Here is a 16,804-nt window from a genome sequence, read left to right on the forward strand (position 1 = left end):
AATAAAGTAAAATTTGACTTTTTAACCACTAAGGAGGAGCATTTTTTTTATGTCAATCGAGGTAGGCAGCAAGTTACAGGGTAAAGTAACAGGTATTACAAATTTTGGGGCTTTTGTGGAGCTGCCAGAGGGCTTAACGGGTCTTGTTCATATTAGTGAAGTTGCTGATAACTATGTAAAAGATATTAACGATCACTTAAAAGTGGGCGACCAAGTAGAAGTAAAAGTTATTAATGTTGAAAAAGATGGAAAGATTGGTTTATCTATCAAAAAAGCGAAAGAACGTGAAAAAACAGAAGGAGATCGTCCACGTGGTGAATACCAACGCGGTGGTGATCAACAACGTTCTGGACGTCCACAACGTAATAATCGCTCTTTCAACAGAGATAATCGCGGTGGCGGTAACGACCGAGCTCCGAAAGAAACATTTGAGCAAAAGATGGCACGCTTCTTAAAAGATAGCGAAGATCGTTTAACTTCTTTAAAGCGTAACACAGAGTCTAAACGTGGTGGCCGTGGCGCGCGTCGCGGATAATAAGGACGTTTAGTTTTTAACATATAGAGAGGTACCCAGAGTGATGGCTCAGGGTGCTTTTTTATATGTAAAAAATATTTTCAAAAAAGTTTTTGAGATGTGTTGACTTTAATCAGTATCTGATGTAAGATACTAATTGTCCGTTAAATAAGACGACATGGCGGTGTAGCTCAGCTGGCTAGAGCGTACGGTTCATACCCGTGAGGTCGGGGGTTCGATCCCCTCCGCCGCTATATTTAATTTAACGGCCCGTTGGTCAAGTGGTTAAGACACCGCCCTTTCACGGCGGTAACACGGGTTCGAATCCCGTACGGGTCATCTAAAAAGATCATGCAAATTTGCATGATCTTTTTTTGTTAAATAAATTAAGATATACAACACTTCTACAAAATCACCCTATATTTTCTGAATATTTAATTAAAATATCGAAAATAACTTACATACCCTGTATATCTGTAGAGTTATTTCGAATAAAAAGTCGAACGATTATAAAAGTGAAAACTGTTGTTTTGACAAAAAAACCAACAATCATCTTTTATAATGACAGTAATTAAACTATGCAGGTGGTGTTAAAAATATGCCTAAAGCAGGAAGGAATACTATGAATACAAGTGCATTGGCAATGAATGAGAGTCAGCTTGGTGGAATAAAGTGGACGAGTAAGTTGCGAATGAAATTTGAGCAAGTTTTCTTTAGATGGGGATTTATTATTGTTGTTATTGGTTTTCTTTTGGGACGAGCATATATATTAACAAATATTTTACCGTTTGCACTGCCATTTTTTGCTGCTGTTTATGTTATGAAGCGGGATAAGATGCCGCTAGCATTTTTAGCTCTAATGGGAGGAGCTCTTTCAGTATCGATAGATAATTTGTTTTTTACCTTTGCATCTATCTTTACCTTCTTCATTTATAATATCTTCTTTAGTCGATTTACACGTAAAACTGTTGGACTTGTTCCATTTCAAGTATTTATCTCCGCATTAACCGCACACTTAGTTGTTGTATATTTTGCGCAACAAACTGTCACCATGTACGATTTACTCGTTAGTACCATTGAGGCTGGACTTAGTTTTGTATTAACTATGATATTTTTACAAAGTGTCCCGCTTTTAGTGGAAAGGAAAGGAAAACAACAGGCATTAGAGACGGAAGAAATTGTTTGTTTGATTATATTACTAGCATCTGTTTTAACGGGTACAACAGATTGGTTTGTATATGATGCTTCTATTCAACATATTTTTACAAGGTATTTAGTGCTAGTATTTGCATTTATTGCGGGTGCTGCAACAGGGTCTACAGTGGGGGTTGTAACAGGACTAATATTAAGTTTAGCAAATGTGTCTAGCTTGTCTCAGCTTAGCCTTCTTGCTTTTTCTGGATTGCTTGGTGGATTGTTAAAAGAAGGAAAGCGTTTAGGTGTTAGTTTAGGTTTATTAATTGGGACAAGCTTAATTACATTATATGTAGACAAACAGACAAATATTGTAACAACTTTAATTGAGTCAGGTGTAGCGATTGTTATCTTCTTATTAACACCGAAGCTTGTTTTGGATCGTATTGCTAAATTTATGCCAGGTACACAAGAGCATTCGCAAGATCAACAACAATATTTAAGAAGGATGCGTGATGTTACAGCAAATAAAATCAACCAATTTGCAAATGTATTTGCTGCTTTATCTAATAGCTTTTCTGTATATGGGTATGTAGAGGAAGAAGATAAAGAGACAGAAGCAGATTTGTTTTTGAGTACAATTACTGCGAAAACATGTCAAACATGCTTTAAAAAGGATCAATGCTGGGTAGTGAATTTTGATAAAACGTACGATTATATGAAACAAATAATGAATGAAACGGAAGAAGGAACCCTGCAACATAATCGTAAATTAGTTCGTGAGTGGGACAAGCATTGTGTGAGAGGGAAAAAAGTGACGGATTTAGTAGCCGGTGAATTAGATCACTTCTATGAGGGACAAAAATTACGAAAACAAATGAAGGAAAATCGTAGAATAGTAGCGGAGCAACTATTAGGTGTATCAAAGGTTATGGAGGATTTTGCTAAGGAGATACAACGAGAGCGTGAAAATCATCAAGTGCAGGAAGAACAGATTATGCAAGCGTTCCGAGATTTTGGTGTTGAAGTAGAGCATGTTGATATTTATTGTTTAGATAGAGGAAGTATTGATATTGAAATGTTAATTCCAGTTGCATCTAATGAACATGGTGAGTGTGAAAAGTTAGTTGCACCGATGCTTTCAGATATCCTTAAAGAAAATATTGTCGTTAAACATGAAGAAAAGTCGTCTTATCCAAATGGCCATAGTTTAATATCATTTGGTTCGGCGAAGACGTATTCTCTTGATACAGGATTGGCTACAGCTGCAAAAGGCGGTGGATTTGTTTCGGGTGACTCTTATGCGATGATGGATTTAAGTGTTGGTAAATATGCACTTGCGATTAGTGATGGTATGGGTAATGGGCAAAGAGCTCATATGGAAAGTAAGGAAACGGTGAAATTATTACAAAAAATACTCCAATCAGGCATTGATGAAGAAATAGCAATTAAGTCTATCAATTCAATTCTTTCTTTGAGAACGACAGAAGAAATGTTTACGACATTAGATTTAGCTATGGTAGATTTGCGGGATGCGAGTGCAAGGTTTTTAAAGATTGGATCGACGCCGAGTTTTGTTAAACGCGCAAATAATATTTTGAAAATTGAAGCAAGTAATTTGCCGATGGGAATCATCGAAGATGTTGAAGTTGATGTGGTGGGTGAACAATTAAAAACGGGCGATATTCTTATTATGATGAGCGATGGGATTTTTGAAGGAGCACAGCATGTGGAGAATCATGAATTGTGGATGAAACGAAAAATTAAAGAATTGCAAACCGAAGACCCGCAAGAAATTGCTGATATCATTATGGAAGAAGTGATTCGCTCTTGTGATGGTTATATAAATGATGATATGACTATTGTAGTGGCAAAAGTGAAGAAAAATATGCCGAAGTGGGCTACGATTCCGATTGTAGGAATGCAGGCGCAGTAAAATGTAAGTGGAATGTTTATCTATAATTTGATTTTAAAAACCTAGGTGAATACCTAGGTTTTTTTGTGGGAAAAGGTAATGTTATTAATTTTGTGAATATACACGGAGGATGTAAGATAAAAATGTAATTTTTGTATATCTTTTTTTTGCACAATGTTTGTAAAAGTTGTACCATTGTAGACAAGGTGACTAAGGTTGCTGTTCTTGTTTAATGAAAGGTGATTGCGAAGTTGAAAGATACATTTGTTGAAAAAGTAGATGACTTTGTAAAGCAGCATGATGTATTAAAGAATGATTCAACAATTGTTGTGGGAGTTTCTGGTGGTCCTGACTCGTTAGCGCTTTTATATTATTTATTAGAAAAAAGAGCGGAAAAACAGTTGGAAATTGTAGTTGCTCATGTGGATCATATGTTTAGAGGTGATGAATCTTATGAGGATTTACAGTTTGTGCAGGGCCTTTGTGAAGAACTGGGAATTATTTGTGAAACGATAAGGATTAATGTATCACAATATCAACAGCAATACGGAATGAATGCACAGGTTGCTGCGAGAGAATGCAGATATGCATTTTTGGAAAGAATAATGAAGAAATATGATGCGAGATATGTTGCTCTTGGACATCATGGAGATGATCAAGTCGAGACAATTTTAATGCGTCTTGTAAGAGGGAGTACTCCGAAAGGATATGCAGGAATTGCAGTGAAGCGTCCTTTTCATAATGGATATTTAATTAGGCCGTTACTTGGCGTAACGAAGGAAGAAATTGTTGATTACTGTAATAAGCTAAATTTAATGCCACGTATAGATCCGAGTAATAAAAAGGAAGTATATACAAGGAATCGATTACGTAAATATGTCCTTCCTCATTTGAAAGAAGAAAATCCACAAATGCATGAGAAATTCCAAAAATTTAGCGTGCAGATGCAAGAGGATGAGGCTTATTTGCAGGAATTAGCTTTTGAGAAAATGAATAAAGTAATTACAAAAAAAAGTGATAAACAAATTAGCTTATCAATTCCTGCCTTTGAATCCATGTCTATGCCTTTACAAAGAAGAGGGATTCAACTAATATTAAACTATCTTTATGAATATAAGATTCCATCTTCTCTTTCTTCTATACATATTGACAAGTTGATTGAGTTTTTTAAGCGGACACAACCTTCAGGTTCACTTGATTTTCCGGGTGATTTGAAAATTGTTCGTTCATACGAGGAGTGTAGCTTTAGATTTAAACAAGAAATTGTCTCTCCTTTTTCACAAGATTTATTAGTACCCGGGACCATTACGCTATTGAACGGGGATGAATTTGTAACAGAGGTGAGCGAAGATATACCAAGTAACATGAATGAAACAGTATTTGTTGCTAAGTATAATGATATATCATATCCACTTCGTATTCGTTCTAGAGAAAATGGAGATCGCATGTCAATACAAGGTATGAATGGTACGAAAAAGATAAAAGCTATTTTTATCGAAGCGAAAGTACCGAAAGAAAAAAGAGAAGAATGGCCGGTCGTTTGTGATGCAAGTGGGACTATTATTTGGGTACCCTTGTTGAAACGATCTGCATTTGCAATTTCGAAAGAGATGGCAAAGAAGGATAAATATATGATTATTCACTACAAAAGCAAGGAGTCTTCCGGGAGGATAATGAAATGATGAATCAAGATATCGAAAAAGTATTAATTTCTGAAGAGCAAATACAAGAAAAGGTGCGCGAACTAGGTGCAATTATTGCAGAGGATTATAAAAACACAGTACCTCTTGCAATTGGTGTATTAAAAGGCGCAATGCCATTCATGGCAGATTTATTAAAGAGAACAGATACATATCTTGAAATGGATTTTATGGCTGTATCTAGTTACGGTCACTCTACAGTTTCAACAGGCGAAGTGAAAATTTTAAAAGATCTTGATACTTCTGTAGAAGGTCGCGATATTTTAATCGTCGAAGATATTATTGATAGTGGTCTTACACTAAGCTACTTAGTAGACTTATTCAAATATCGTAAAGCGAAGTCTGTAAAAATTGTTACATTATTAGATAAGCCAACAGGCCGTAAGGTTGATCTGAAAGCGGATTATGTTGGATTTACTGTTCCACATGAATTTGTAGTAGGATATGGATTAGATTATAAAGAGCAGTACCGTAATCTTCCTTATGTAGGCGTATTAAAACCAAGCGTTTACTCAAATTAATTAAATATAGGCTTCACAATTGTATAGGAAAGTTTTTCTATGTTACGATTTACTATAGTGTTTATGCCGTGAGAGGAGGTTAGGAATGAATCGTATCTTCCGTAATACCATCTTTTATTTACTGATATTCTTAGTAGTAATTGGAATCGTGAGCTATTTTAATGGTTCGACACAAAAAACGACATCAGTTAGCTACGACAAATTCATTACTAAACTGGAAAGCGGTGAAGTGCGTAATGTGCAACTTCAACCGAAAAATGGTGTATTTGAGGTAAAAGGACAATTTAATAACTCTAGCCAAGGAGAACAATTTGTTACTTATGCACCAAATACTGAGGAATTACAAAAGAAAATTAATGATAAAGCGAAAGGTGCCGAAGTTAAGTATCAACCAGCAGAAGAAACAAGTGCTTGGGTAACATTCTTTACTTCAATCATTCCATTTGTCATCATCTTCATTTTATTCTTCTTCTTATTAAACCAAGCTCAAGGCGGCGGTAGCCGTGTTATGAACTTCGGGAAAAGTAAGGCGAAGTTATATAATGATGAAAAGAAAAAAGTTCGTTTCAGAGATGTTGCTGGTGCGGATGAAGAGAAACAAGAACTTGTTGAGGTAGTTGAATTCTTGAAAGACCCTCGTAAGTTCTCTGAAGTTGGTGCTCGTATTCCAAAGGGTGTCCTATTAGTTGGACCTCCAGGTACAGGTAAAACTTTATTAGCACGTGCTGTTGCAGGTGAGGCTGGCGTTCCATTCTTCTCTATCAGTGGTTCTGACTTCGTAGAGATGTTTGTCGGTGTCGGTGCATCACGTGTACGTGATTTATTTGAAAATGCAAAGAAAAATGCTCCTTGTATCATTTTCATTGATGAAATTGATGCAGTAGGTCGTCAACGTGGCGCAGGTCTTGGTGGTGGTCATGATGAGCGTGAGCAAACATTGAACCAATTACTTGTTGAAATGGATGGATTCGGTGCAAACGAAGGTATTATTATCATTGCTGCGACAAACCGTCCAGACATTCTTGACCCAGCGTTATTACGTCCAGGTCGTTTTGACCGTCAAATTACAGTAGATCGTCCAGATGTAAATGGCCGTGAAGCTGTACTGAAAGTACATGCGCGTAATAAACCACTTGATGAGCATATTAATTTAAGAGCGATTGCGACTCGTACACCAGGATTCTCTGGTGCGGATCTTGAAAACTTATTAAACGAAGCTGCTTTAGTAGCTGCACGTCAAGATAAGAAGAAAATTGATATGAGTGATATCGATGAAGCGACGGATCGTGTTATTGCAGGTCCAGCTAAGAAAAGTCGTGTTATCTCTGAAAAAGAACGTAATATCGTTGCTTTCCATGAAGCAGGTCATACTGTAATTGGTGTTGTTCTCGATGAAGCAGATGTCGTTCATAAAGTAACAATTGTCCCTCGTGGTCAGGCTGGTGGATATGCGGTAATGCTTCCGAAAGAAGATCGTTACTTCATGACGAAACCAGAGTTACTTGATAAAATCACTGGTTTACTTGGTGGCCGAGTAGCTGAGGAGATTGTATTTGGTGAAGTGAGTACAGGTGCTCATAATGACTTCCAACGTGCGACTGGTATTGCAAGACGTATGGTTACGGAATTTGGTATGAGTGACAAACTTGGACCGATGCAATTTGGTAGCTCGCAAGGTGGTCAAGTGTTCTTAGGAAGAGACTTCCACTCAGAACAAAACTATAGTGATGCGATTGCACATGAAATCGATATGGAAATGCAATCAATTATGAAAGAATGTTATGCTCGTGCAAAACAAATTCTTACTGAAAACCGTGATAAACTAGATATTATCGCACAAACGTTACTTGAAGTAGAAACATTAGATGCAGAGCAAATCAATCATTTATGTGATTACGGCAGATTGCCAGAACGTCCAACATCTTCAGATGATGTGAAAGTAAACATCAACATGAAGAAAGACGATGAAGATAAAGAAGATAAGTAAGAAGTGAAGGAGTGACTATCGTCACTCCTTTTTTGTTTGTTAAAATCTTTGTTAATTACTATTGAGAACTTAGTGGATAAAGTAATTTAAGTAAAACTAGTATTAAAAATTGAAATAGAGAGCAATCTTTTTGTAAAATGATGAGGGTAGGAAAGCTGATTATATAAGTATGTGTGATATGATGTTTTTATAAGTTTTATACATACTGCACAAATATAGATTAAATAAGATAAGTGGTGAGAATATGATTTTTGTATTGGATGTAGGGAACACAAATGCTGTACTAGGTGTATTTGAAGAGGGGGAACTTCGTCAGCATTGGCGCATGGAAACAGATCGTCATAAGACAGAAGATGAATATGGAATGCTTGTAAAGCAATTGCTTGAGCATGAGGGTCTTTCGTTTGAAGATGTGAAAGGTATTATTGTGTCTTCAGTCGTACCACCAATTATGTTTGCTTTAGAGCGCATGTGTGAAAAATATTTTAAAATTAAACCGCTTGTAGTAGGGCCTGGGATAAAAACAGGACTAAATATTAAATATGAAAATCCGCGTGAAGTAGGCGCAGACCGAATTGTAAATGCAGTAGCAGGAATCCACTTATATGGAAGTCCGCTCATTATTGTTGATTTTGGTACGGCTACTACATATTGTTATATTAACGAAGAAAAACATTATATGGGTGGAGTTATTACGCCAGGAATTATGATTTCAGCAGAGGCTTTATATAGCAGAGCAGCAAAACTTCCTCGTATCGAAATTACAAAACCAAGCAGTGTTGTTGGGAAAAATACAGTAAGTGCGATGCAATCTGGTATTCTTTATGGTTATGTTGGACAAGTGGAAGGTATTGTTAAGCGTATGAAAGAAGAAGCTAGACAAGAACCTAAAGTTATTGCAACAGGTGGATTGGCAAAATTAATTTCCGAAGAATCGAATGTAATTGATATTGTAGATCCGTTTTTAACGTTAAAAGGTTTGTATATGTTATATGAACGTAATGCAAATTTACAGCATGAGAAAGGTGAATAAATACGTATGAAAGATTATTTAGTAAAAGCGTTAGCATTTGATGGAGAAGTGCGTGCGTATAGTGTGCGTACAACAAATACAGTAAGTGAGGCGCAAAGACGTCATGATACATGGAGAACAGCTTCAGCGGCACTAGGGCGTTCTTTGACTGCGGGTACAATGATGGGCGCAATGTTAAAGGGCGAGCAAAAGTTAACGATTAAGGTAGAAGGTAACGGTCCAATTGGCCCTATCTTAGTAGATGCTCATGCAAATGGAGATGTACGTGGTTATGTAACGAATCCGCATGTTGATTTTGAAGGAACAGAACAAGGGAAGTTACGTGTATATCAAGCGGTAGGTACAGAGGGGTTTGTAACTGTAATTAAAGATATTGGAATGCGTGAGCCGTTTATTGGTCAATCTCCAATCGTTTCAGGAGAATTAGGAGAAGACTTTACGTATTATTTTGCAGTTTCTGAACAAACGCCTTCTTCTGTAGGTGTTGGTGTTCTTGTAAATGGAGATGATAGCATATTAGCGGCAGGTGGATTCATCCTTCAAATTATGCCGGGTGCGCAAGATGAAACGATTTCATTTATTGAAGACCGTTTACAAAAGATTCCACCTGTATCAACGTTGATTGAACAAGGTCTTTCTCCGGAAGAGCTACTATATGCAGTTCTTGGAGAAGATAAAGTAAAAGTATTAGAAACAATGGATGTTCAATTTAATTGCACATGCTCACGCGAGCGTATTGAGAGTGTATTAATTAGTTTAGGTAAAACAGAGTTAGAGCAAGTTCGTGAAGAAGAGGAAGAGACAGAAGTTCACTGTCATTTCTGTAATGAACGATACAAGTTCTCTAAAGAAGATATTACAAATTTAATCGAGAATTTGTAATAAGGGAATTAAGAGGAGCAACCCTCCAAATGAATTGACAAACAGGGAATTTTCTGACAAAATCTAAATATAGATAAAACCAATAAAAATACTCGGTGTTAGGAGTGACAGGAATGCGAGTGGCACAATCAGTTTCAGAATTAATCGGGAAAACGCCGATCGTTAAGTTGAACCGCATCGTAGAATCAGACAGCGCAGATATATACTTAAAATTAGAATTTATGAATCCGGGGAGTAGTGTTAAAGATCGTATCGCATTAGCTATGATTGAAGATGCTGAAAAAAAGGGATTATTAAAAGAGGGCGATACAATCATTGAGCCGACAAGTGGTAACACAGGAATTGGTTTAGCGATGGTAGCGGCTGCTAAAGGATATAATGCAATCTTAGTAATGCCAGAAACAATGAGTATTGAGCGTCGTAATTTATTACGTGCTTACGGTGCGGAATTAGTATTGACTCCAGGGCCTGAAGGAATGGGTGGAGCAATTCGTAAAGCGACTGAATTAGCAAAAGAACATGGCTACTTTATACCACAACAGTTCAAAAACCAATCGAATCCAGAAATTCACCGTTTAACAACAGGTCCAGAAATTATTGAACAAATGGGCGACCAATTAGATGCGTTTATTGCAGGTATTGGTACAGGTGGAACGATTACTGGTGCTGGTGAAGTACTGAAGGAAGCGTATAAAGATATTAAAATTTATGCAGTAGAACCTGCAGATTCACCAGTATTATCTGGTGGGAAGCCAGGTCCACATAAAATCCAAGGAATTGGGGCGGGATTTGTTCCGGAGACGTTGGATGTAGAAGTATATGATGAAATTATTCAAGTGAAAACAGAGCAAGCATTTGAATATGCGAGAAGAGTGGCTAAAGAGGAAGGTATTTTAGTTGGTATCTCTTCAGGCGCAGTTATTTATGCAGCAACAGAAGTTGCGAAAAAGTTAGGTAAAGGGAAAAAGGTACTTGTTATTATCCCAAGTAACGGTGAACGTTATTTAAGTACACCACTTTATCAATTTGAATCCTAATTAAACGCGATTGAAAAAGCATCCTTGAAAAAGGGTGCTTTTTCTTTTGGGATTGGAAATAGGAAAAGAGTGAATGACTAGAAAACTTCATGTAAAATAAGAGGTAGTATAATTAAATTATTTTCACTAGCCTTCGAGTATAATCAATCTCTATATAAATAACTTATGTAGTTTGAGCTGGTTTATCTAAGAGGGTGGGATAAAAGAAGACGGGGTGTTGATATGCAACGAAGAAAATCTTTAGCGCTTTCTATTCCATATCAGTTAGATTTCTTTAAGCAATATAAATTTCTTTCTCAGGGTAAATCGCAACATATTTTGTTAGAAAGCGGCCGTGGCGGTCGTTATAACATTGTAGGGCTGAACCCAGTAGCGGTAATTCGAGGGAAGGATGAAACGTTACATATAAGTGAAAGTGGTAAGGAAACAATAAAACGAGGGAATCCGTTAGATTTAATGCAAGAATATATGGAACAATGGAAGACGGACTATAACCCAGAGTATCCGCCTTTTCAAGGTGGTGCAATTGGCTATTTCAGTTATGACTGTATCCGTTATATTGAAAAGCTGCCTTCTCTTGCGGAAGATGATATTAATATACCTGACATCTTCTTTTTATTATTTGATGACGTATTTGTCTATGATCAAAAAGAACAAGTGTTATGGGTTATTACGCATTATGTAGATAAATATGAAGAGGCGAATGAACGGCTAAATGAGTGGAAGAGTCTTTGGATGACAGAAGCGCCTGAAGTGACCGTGCCTTTTGAAAGTCCTGAAAAGAAAAGTGAAGCAGTTGCTTTTACTGAAGCCAGCTTTATGAAGGCAGTTGAATGTATTCAAGAATATATTGGGGCGGGTGATGTGTTCCAAGTAAACTTGTCGACGAGACAAGAAAGAACGTTACAGACACACCCACTAGAAATTTATACAAGTCTTCGTGAGATTAATCCATCTCCATATATGGGTTACCTGGAGCTTGGGGATTTTCAAATTGTTAGTGGATCACCAGAGTTGTTAATTAAGAAACAAGGAACTGAAGTAAGTACAAGACCGATTGCTGGAACGAGATCTAGAGGCGCGGATGAGCAAGAGGATGAAGAATTAGCAAGAGAATTAATTGAGAACGAAAAAGAAAGAGCAGAGCATGTAATGCTTGTGGATTTAGAAAGAAATGATTTAGGACGTGTTTGTAAATATGGAACTGTAGAAGTAGATGAATTTATGGTAATTGAGAAATACTCACATGTTATGCATATTGTTTCTAATGTGCGTGGTGAGGTGGAAGAAGATAAGGATGCTTTTGATTTAGTGAAGGCTGTATTCCCTGGGGGAACAATTACTGGTGCCCCAAAAATACGTACGATGGAAATTATTGAGGAATTAGAACCTGTTCGAAGAGGGATTTATACAGGTTCAATCGGTTGGATTGGTTATTCTGGAGATACAGAATTGAATATTGTAATTAGAACACTTCTTGCTAAAGATGGAAAAGCTCATGTACAAGCAGGGGCGGGAATTGTAATTGATTCAAATCCGGAAAATGAATATAAAGAGTCGTTAAAAAAGGCGATTGCTTTATGGCGTGCAAAAGAACGTAGCGAAGAAACGGTTAGGTGAGAGAAATGATATTAATGATTGATAATTATGATTCTTTTACATTTAATTTAGTGCAGTTTCTTGGAGAACTTGGACAAGAGCTCGTTGTTAAACGTAATGATGAAGTGACCATTTCAGATATTGAGAATATGAAACCAGATTTTCTAATGATTTCTCCAGGCCCATGTAGTCCTAATGAAGCTGGGATTAGTATGGAAGCTATTAAATACTTTGCTGGAAAGACTCCGATTTTTGGTGTTTGTCTAGGGCATCAATCTATTGCACAAGTGTTTGGGGGAGAGGTTGTCCGTGCAGAGCGATTAATGCATGGAAAAACCTCGCTTATGCATCATGATGGAAAGACGATTTTTTCGGATATTCCTAATCCGTTTACTGCGACGCGCTATCATTCCCTTATTGTTAAGAAAGAGACGTTACCCGATTGCTTAGAGGTAACATCTTGGACAGAGGAAGGGGAAATTATGGCACTTCGTCATAAGACATTGCCGATAGAGGGTGTGCAATTCCATCCAGAATCTATTATGACTTCTCATGGGAAAGAGCTGTTGCAGAATTTCATTCGTAAATACAGTCCAAGTGCGACATTATGTTAATTTACGTAAATGGTCAGTATGTAGAAGCAAGTGAAGCGAGAATTTCTCCTTATGATCATGGTTATTTATATGGTCTTGGAGTTTTTGAAACGTTTCGTATTTATAATGGTCATCCTTTCTTATTGGATGATCATTATAACCGTTTAATAGAGGCGCTGGATACATTGCAAATTAAATGGACAATGACAAAAAATGATGTGATGCTTATTTTGAAAGATTTACTCGCTAAGAATGAATTGAAGCATGCATATGTACGTTTTAATGTATCGGCGGGTATAGATGAAATAGGATTACAAACGGAAATGTATGAAGAGCCTTCTGTTATTGTTTTTATAAAACCTTTAACAGCTCCAGGGGATGTAGTGGAAAAAGAAGGTGTTATTCTAAAACAAGTGCGAAATACACCGGAAGGGACATTTCGCCTGAAGTCTCATCACTATTTAAATAATATTTTAGGGAAGCGTGAAATTGGAAATGTTGTGAGTAAGGAAGGTATTTTCCTCACTGAAGCAGGTTATGTTGCAGAGGGTATTGTTTCGAATCTATTTTTTGTGAAAGGTGATGTTTTATATACACCTTCGTTAGAGACAGGGATTTTAAATGGTATCACTCGTGCGTTTATTATAAAGAGTGCTGAAGAATTAAATATAGAAGTAAAGGAAGGTTTCTTTACAAAAGATGAGCTACTTTCAGCGGATGAAGTCTTCGTAACAAACTCCATTCAAGAAATTGTTCCGCTTTATCGTATAGAAGCGCAGGATTTCCCGGGTAAAGTAGGAGTGGTTACAAAAAGTTTAATGTACCTTTATGGAATGCAAAGAGAGAAATTATGGAGCAGAAATGAATTACGAAGAGGAGATGTGTAGTTTGAAGTGGGATTATGATTTGCGCTGCGGCGAATATACATTGAATTTAAATGAAAAAACATTAATTATGGGGATTTTAAATGTAACACCAGATTCGTTTTCTGATGGTGGGAGTTACAACGAGGTAGATGCTGCGGTACGTCACGCAAAAGAAATGCAAGGTCAAGGTGCTCATATTATTGATATTGGTGGCGAATCTACTCGCCCAGGTTTTGCTAAAGTATCAGTAGAAGAAGAAATAAAGCGAGTTGTCCCGATGATTCAAGCAGTTTCAAAAGAAGTAAAATTGCCTATATCTATCGATACATATAAAGCTGAAGTTGCAAAGCAAGCAATTGAGGCTGGTGCTCATATTATTAATGATATTTGGGGAGCGAAGGCGGAGCCAAAAATTGCTGAAGTCGCAGCTCATTATGATGTACCCATCATTTTAATGCATAACCGCGATAATATGAATTATCGTAATTTAATGGCGGATATGATTGCTGATTTGTATGACAGTATTAAAATTGCTAAAAATGCTGGTGTGCCAGATGAGAATATTATTTTAGATCCAGGTATCGGTTTTGCTAAAACACCTGAGCAGAACTTAGAGGCGATGCGTAATTTAGAACAGTTAAATGTGCTAGGTTATCCGGTTCTCTTAGGTACTTCGAGAAAGTCCTTTATTGGGCACGTATTAGATTTGCCAGTGGAGGAACGTCTTGAGGGAACAGGAGCTACCGTTTGTCTTGGTATTGAAAAGGGCTGTGAGTTTGTTCGTGTCCATGATGTGAAAGAAATGGCGCGTATGGCTAAAATGATGGATGCGATGATTGGTAAGGGGGTAAGGTAATTGGATAAAATTTATATCCATGATATGGAGTTTTATGGTTATCATGGTGTGTTCCCAGAGGAGAATAAATTAGGTCAGAGATTTAAAGTTGACTTAACGGTGGAGTTGGATTTAAAGCGTGCAGGGGAAAGTGATGACTTAGAGCATTCGGTCAATTATGGAGAGCTTTTCGAATTATGTAGAAAAGTTGTTGAGGATAGAAAGTATAAGCTTGTGGAGAGTATCGCTGAAAATATTGCTGCAGATATATTAAAACAATATGAAAGTATTTCACGCTGTACAATTAAGGTAATTAAGCCGGATCCACCGATACCGGGTCATTATCGTGCTGTAGCAGTAGAAATTACGAGAGAACGTCCATGAGCAATATAGCTTACATTGCATTAGGGTCAAATATTGGAGAGCGTTATACGTATCTAACTGAAGCGATTCAGTTTTTAAATAAAAATCCTTATATTCAGGTTGATGATATTTCATCTGTATATGAAACTGAGCCAGTTGGCTATACTGACCAAAGTTGCTTTTTAAATTTAGTTATAAAAATTTCTACCAATTTATCACCACAAGAGTTATTGAAAGTAACACAAAAAGTAGAAAATGACCTAGGAAGAAAAAGGGAAATTAGGTGGGGGCCGAGGACTATCGACCTTGACATTTTACTTTATAATCAAGAGAATATTGAAGCAGAGAATCTTATTGTTCCGCATCCGCGGATGTTTGAAAGAGCTTTTGTTATCGTTCCGTTGTTAGAGATTAATCAAGACATAAAACAAAACATTTCACGTTCACAAGTAGAAGAAATGAAAAGGCGAGAGGGAGTAACGGTATGGAAGCAGAAAAATGGGGAAGACGCATTCGTGCTTTTCGAAAGCTAAAAGGCTATACACAAGAAGGTTTTGCTAAAGAACTAGGGGTATCTGTATCTGTTTTAGGTGAGGTTGAGAGAGGGAATAGATCGCCTTCTCAAGATTTTGTAGTAGAAGTTGCTAAGGCATTAAATGTTTCGATAGAGGAATTAATGCCAAAGTGATTGTACAGGAAGGAGTAGGTTGATTGTTAAAGATTGCAAATATCGAGATGAAAAATCCGGTTGTACTAGCACCGATGGCGGGAGTGTGTAACTCTGCATTCCGTTTAACAGTAAAAGAATTTGGTGCCGGCTTAGTTTGTGCTGAAATGGTAAGTGATAAGGCAATATTACTTAATAATAAAAGAACATTAGATATGTTATATATCGACGAGAGAGAAAAGCCATTAAGTTTACAAATTTTTGGTGGAGAGAAAGAAACTCTTGTAGATGCTGCGAAATATGTAGATAAATATACGACAGCAGACATAATTGATATTAATATGGGTTGTCCAGTGCCGAAAATCGTTAAATGTGATGCGGGGGCAAGGTGGCTTTTAGATCCGAATAAAATATATGAAATGGTAGCAGCGGTTGTAGATGCTGTTGAAAAGCCGGTTACAGTTAAAATGCGTATCGGTTGGGATGAAGAACATATTTTCGCAATAGAAAATGCTAGGGCTGTTGAGCGTGCTGGTGGCCAAGCTGTGGCGGTTCACGGACGTACACGAGTGCAAATGTATGAAGGAAAAGCGGATTGGGATATTATTAAACAAGTAAAACAATCTGTAAATATCCCGGTTATCGGAAATGGTGATGTCGCAACGCCGCAAGATGCAAAGCGTATGCTTGATGAAATTGGTGTAGATGGTGTTATGATTGGTCGTGCGGCTCTTGGAGATCCGTGGATGATTTATCGTACGGTAAAGTATTTGGAGACGGGTGAATTAATGCCGGAACCAACAGTGCGCGAGAAAATTGATGTATGTATGTTACATCTAGATCGTCTTATTGACTTAAAGAACGAAAGTGTCGCTGTAAGAGAGATGAGAAAACATGCAGCTTGGTATTTAAAAGGTGTTCGTGGTAATGCGAGTGTACGTAATGGTATTAATGCTTGTAACACACGGGAAGACCTTGCGAATGTGTTAGGTACATTTGTAGAAGAAGTGGAAGCGAAACAACAAACAATTTACGTTGGTTAATAATGGACATAGGAGATTGACATTCTTCTATACACTTCCTATAATTACGTGAAAGAAAGAAGAGCTGCCAGTTAGTTGCTGGCAGTTTTTCTAGTTGAGTAGAAAATGCTATACT

Annotated in this window: 16 protein-coding genes and 2 tRNA genes; all 18 read left to right on the forward strand. The window is 37.2% G+C overall.

The features are described 5' to 3' along the window. Positions 1 to 49: 49 nt before the first annotated feature. The 18 genes from NST90_RS00340 to dusB all read left to right on the forward strand — a co-directional run bounded on the left by NST90_RS00340 (position 50) and on the right by dusB (position 16,689). Positions 50 to 535, forward strand: coding sequence for a S1 domain-containing RNA-binding protein (locus NST90_RS00340; RefSeq protein ID WP_000021451.1), 486 nt, complete (start codon positions 50 to 52; stop codon positions 533 to 535). Between the two features lie 159 nt (positions 536 to 694). Next, a tRNA-Met gene (locus NST90_RS00345) sits at positions 695 to 768 on the forward strand. A 13-nt stretch (positions 769 to 781) separates the two neighbouring features. Continuing rightward, positions 782 to 853: transfer RNA gene (locus NST90_RS00350), tRNA-Glu, on the forward strand. Positions 854 to 1,112: 259 nt separating this feature from the next. Further along, the gene (spoIIE, locus tag NST90_RS00355; protein WP_001123552.1) at positions 1,113 to 3,584 is read left to right on the forward strand and encodes a stage II sporulation protein E; all 2,472 of its coding nucleotides are present in this window, start codon (positions 1,113 to 1,115) and stop codon (positions 3,582 to 3,584) included. A 230-nt stretch (positions 3,585 to 3,814) separates the two neighbouring features. Next, complete coding sequence (gene tilS / locus NST90_RS00360) at positions 3,815 to 5,245, forward strand: tRNA lysidine(34) synthetase TilS (protein ID WP_000655463.1); 1,431 nt, start codon at positions 3,815 to 3,817, stop codon at positions 5,243 to 5,245. Beyond that, the gene (gene hpt, locus NST90_RS00365; RefSeq protein ID WP_000981842.1) at positions 5,242 to 5,784 is read left to right on the forward strand and encodes a hypoxanthine phosphoribosyltransferase; all 543 of its coding nucleotides are present in this window, start codon (positions 5,242 to 5,244) and stop codon (positions 5,782 to 5,784) included. The genes tilS and hpt overlap by 4 nt, the downstream gene beginning before the upstream one ends. An 85-nt stretch (positions 5,785 to 5,869) precedes the next feature. Continuing rightward, the gene (gene ftsH / locus NST90_RS00370) at positions 5,870 to 7,771 is read left to right on the forward strand and encodes an ATP-dependent zinc metalloprotease FtsH (RefSeq protein WP_001079667.1); all 1,902 of its coding nucleotides are present in this window, start codon (positions 5,870 to 5,872) and stop codon (positions 7,769 to 7,771) included. 244 nt (positions 7,772 to 8,015) lie between these two features. After that, positions 8,016 to 8,804 carry a type III pantothenate kinase gene (locus NST90_RS00375; protein WP_000578368.1) on the forward strand — a complete coding sequence of 263 codons (789 nt, stop codon included), beginning with the start codon at positions 8,016 to 8,018 and terminating at the stop codon, positions 8,802 to 8,804. 6 nt (positions 8,805 to 8,810) lie between these two features. Next, the gene (hslO, locus tag NST90_RS00380; RefSeq protein WP_000656372.1) at positions 8,811 to 9,686 is read left to right on the forward strand and encodes a redox-regulated molecular chaperone HslO; all 876 of its coding nucleotides are present in this window, start codon (positions 8,811 to 8,813) and stop codon (positions 9,684 to 9,686) included. A gap of 113 nt (positions 9,687 to 9,799) precedes the next feature. Then, the gene (gene cysK / locus NST90_RS00385) at positions 9,800 to 10,723 is read left to right on the forward strand and encodes a cysteine synthase A (RefSeq protein ID WP_001261712.1); all 924 of its coding nucleotides are present in this window, start codon (positions 9,800 to 9,802) and stop codon (positions 10,721 to 10,723) included. A gap of 222 nt (positions 10,724 to 10,945) precedes the next feature. Continuing rightward, positions 10,946 to 12,343, forward strand: a complete 1,398-nt coding sequence (gene pabB / locus NST90_RS00390; protein WP_001189722.1) for an aminodeoxychorismate synthase component I — start codon at positions 10,946 to 10,948, stop codon at positions 12,341 to 12,343. A 5-nt stretch (positions 12,344 to 12,348) separates the two neighbouring features. Next, entirely contained in the window at positions 12,349 to 12,936 is a 588-nt protein-coding gene (pabA, locus tag NST90_RS00395; RefSeq protein WP_000602290.1) for an aminodeoxychorismate/anthranilate synthase component II, read from the forward strand. Then, the gene (pabC, locus tag NST90_RS00400) at positions 12,930 to 13,802 is read left to right on the forward strand and encodes an aminodeoxychorismate lyase (protein WP_000909884.1); all 873 of its coding nucleotides are present in this window, start codon (positions 12,930 to 12,932) and stop codon (positions 13,800 to 13,802) included. The genes pabA and pabC overlap by 7 nt, the downstream gene beginning before the upstream one ends. After that, positions 13,777 to 14,637, forward strand: coding sequence for a dihydropteroate synthase (gene folP, locus NST90_RS00405; RefSeq protein ID WP_002164656.1), 861 nt, complete (start codon positions 13,777 to 13,779; stop codon positions 14,635 to 14,637). Before pabC ends, folP begins: the two co-directional genes overlap by 26 nt. Next, a complete protein-coding gene (gene folB / locus NST90_RS00410) occupies positions 14,638 to 15,000 on the forward strand; it encodes a dihydroneopterin aldolase (RefSeq protein ID WP_000358062.1) in 363 nt (120 codons plus the stop codon). Continuing rightward, positions 14,997 to 15,512 (forward strand): 2-amino-4-hydroxy-6-hydroxymethyldihydropteridine diphosphokinase, encoded by a 516-nt coding sequence (gene folK / locus NST90_RS00415; protein ID WP_283748320.1) that lies wholly within the window; start codon positions 14,997 to 14,999, stop codon positions 15,510 to 15,512. The genes folB and folK overlap by 4 nt, the downstream gene beginning before the upstream one ends. Continuing rightward, entirely contained in the window at positions 15,464 to 15,667 is a 204-nt protein-coding gene (locus NST90_RS00420; RefSeq protein ID WP_000387031.1) for a helix-turn-helix transcriptional regulator, read from the forward strand. Before folK ends, NST90_RS00420 begins: the two co-directional genes overlap by 49 nt. A gap of 23 nt (positions 15,668 to 15,690) precedes the next feature. Further along, positions 15,691 to 16,689 carry a tRNA dihydrouridine synthase DusB gene (dusB, locus tag NST90_RS00425; RefSeq protein WP_000912251.1) on the forward strand — a complete coding sequence of 333 codons (999 nt, stop codon included), beginning with the start codon at positions 15,691 to 15,693 and terminating at the stop codon, positions 16,687 to 16,689. Positions 16,690 to 16,804: the final 115 nt, after the last annotated feature.

The organism is Bacillus sp. FSL E2-8900, from assembly GCF_037966225.1.
Classification (GTDB): domain Bacteria; phylum Bacillota; class Bacilli; order Bacillales; family Bacillaceae_G; genus Bacillus_A; species Bacillus_A cereus.

What these genes read in the sequence shown, in the direction of transcription:
- pabC (WP_000909884.1), top strand. Translation starts at nt 12,930, where the DNA reads ATGTTAATTTACGTAAATGGTCAGTATGTAGAAGCAAGTGAAGCGAGA.
- pabB (WP_001189722.1), top strand. Translation starts at nt 10,946, where the DNA reads ATGCAACGAAGAAAATCTTTAGCGCTTTCTATTCCATATCAGTTAGAT.
- hslO (WP_000656372.1), top strand. Translation starts at nt 8,811, where the DNA reads ATGAAAGATTATTTAGTAAAAGCGTTAGCATTTGATGGAGAAGTGCGT.
- hpt (WP_000981842.1), top strand. Translation starts at nt 5,242, where the DNA reads ATGATGAATCAAGATATCGAAAAAGTATTAATTTCTGAAGAGCAAATA.
- NST90_RS00375 (WP_000578368.1), top strand. Translation starts at nt 8,016, where the DNA reads ATGATTTTTGTATTGGATGTAGGGAACACAAATGCTGTACTAGGTGTA.
- NST90_RS00420 (WP_000387031.1), top strand. Translation starts at nt 15,464, where the DNA reads ATGGAAGCAGAAAAATGGGGAAGACGCATTCGTGCTTTTCGAAAGCTA.
- ftsH (WP_001079667.1), top strand. Translation starts at nt 5,870, where the DNA reads ATGAATCGTATCTTCCGTAATACCATCTTTTATTTACTGATATTCTTA.
- folP (WP_002164656.1), top strand. Translation starts at nt 13,777, where the DNA reads ATGAATTACGAAGAGGAGATGTGTAGTTTGAAGTGGGATTATGATTTG.
- folK (WP_283748320.1), top strand. Translation starts at nt 14,997, where the DNA reads ATGAGCAATATAGCTTACATTGCATTAGGGTCAAATATTGGAGAGCGT.
- cysK (WP_001261712.1), top strand. Translation starts at nt 9,800, where the DNA reads ATGCGAGTGGCACAATCAGTTTCAGAATTAATCGGGAAAACGCCGATC.
- NST90_RS00340 (WP_000021451.1), top strand. Translation starts at nt 50, where the DNA reads ATGTCAATCGAGGTAGGCAGCAAGTTACAGGGTAAAGTAACAGGTATT.
- spoIIE (WP_001123552.1), top strand. Translation starts at nt 1,113, where the DNA reads ATGCCTAAAGCAGGAAGGAATACTATGAATACAAGTGCATTGGCAATG.
- pabA (WP_000602290.1), top strand. Translation starts at nt 12,349, where the DNA reads ATGATATTAATGATTGATAATTATGATTCTTTTACATTTAATTTAGTG.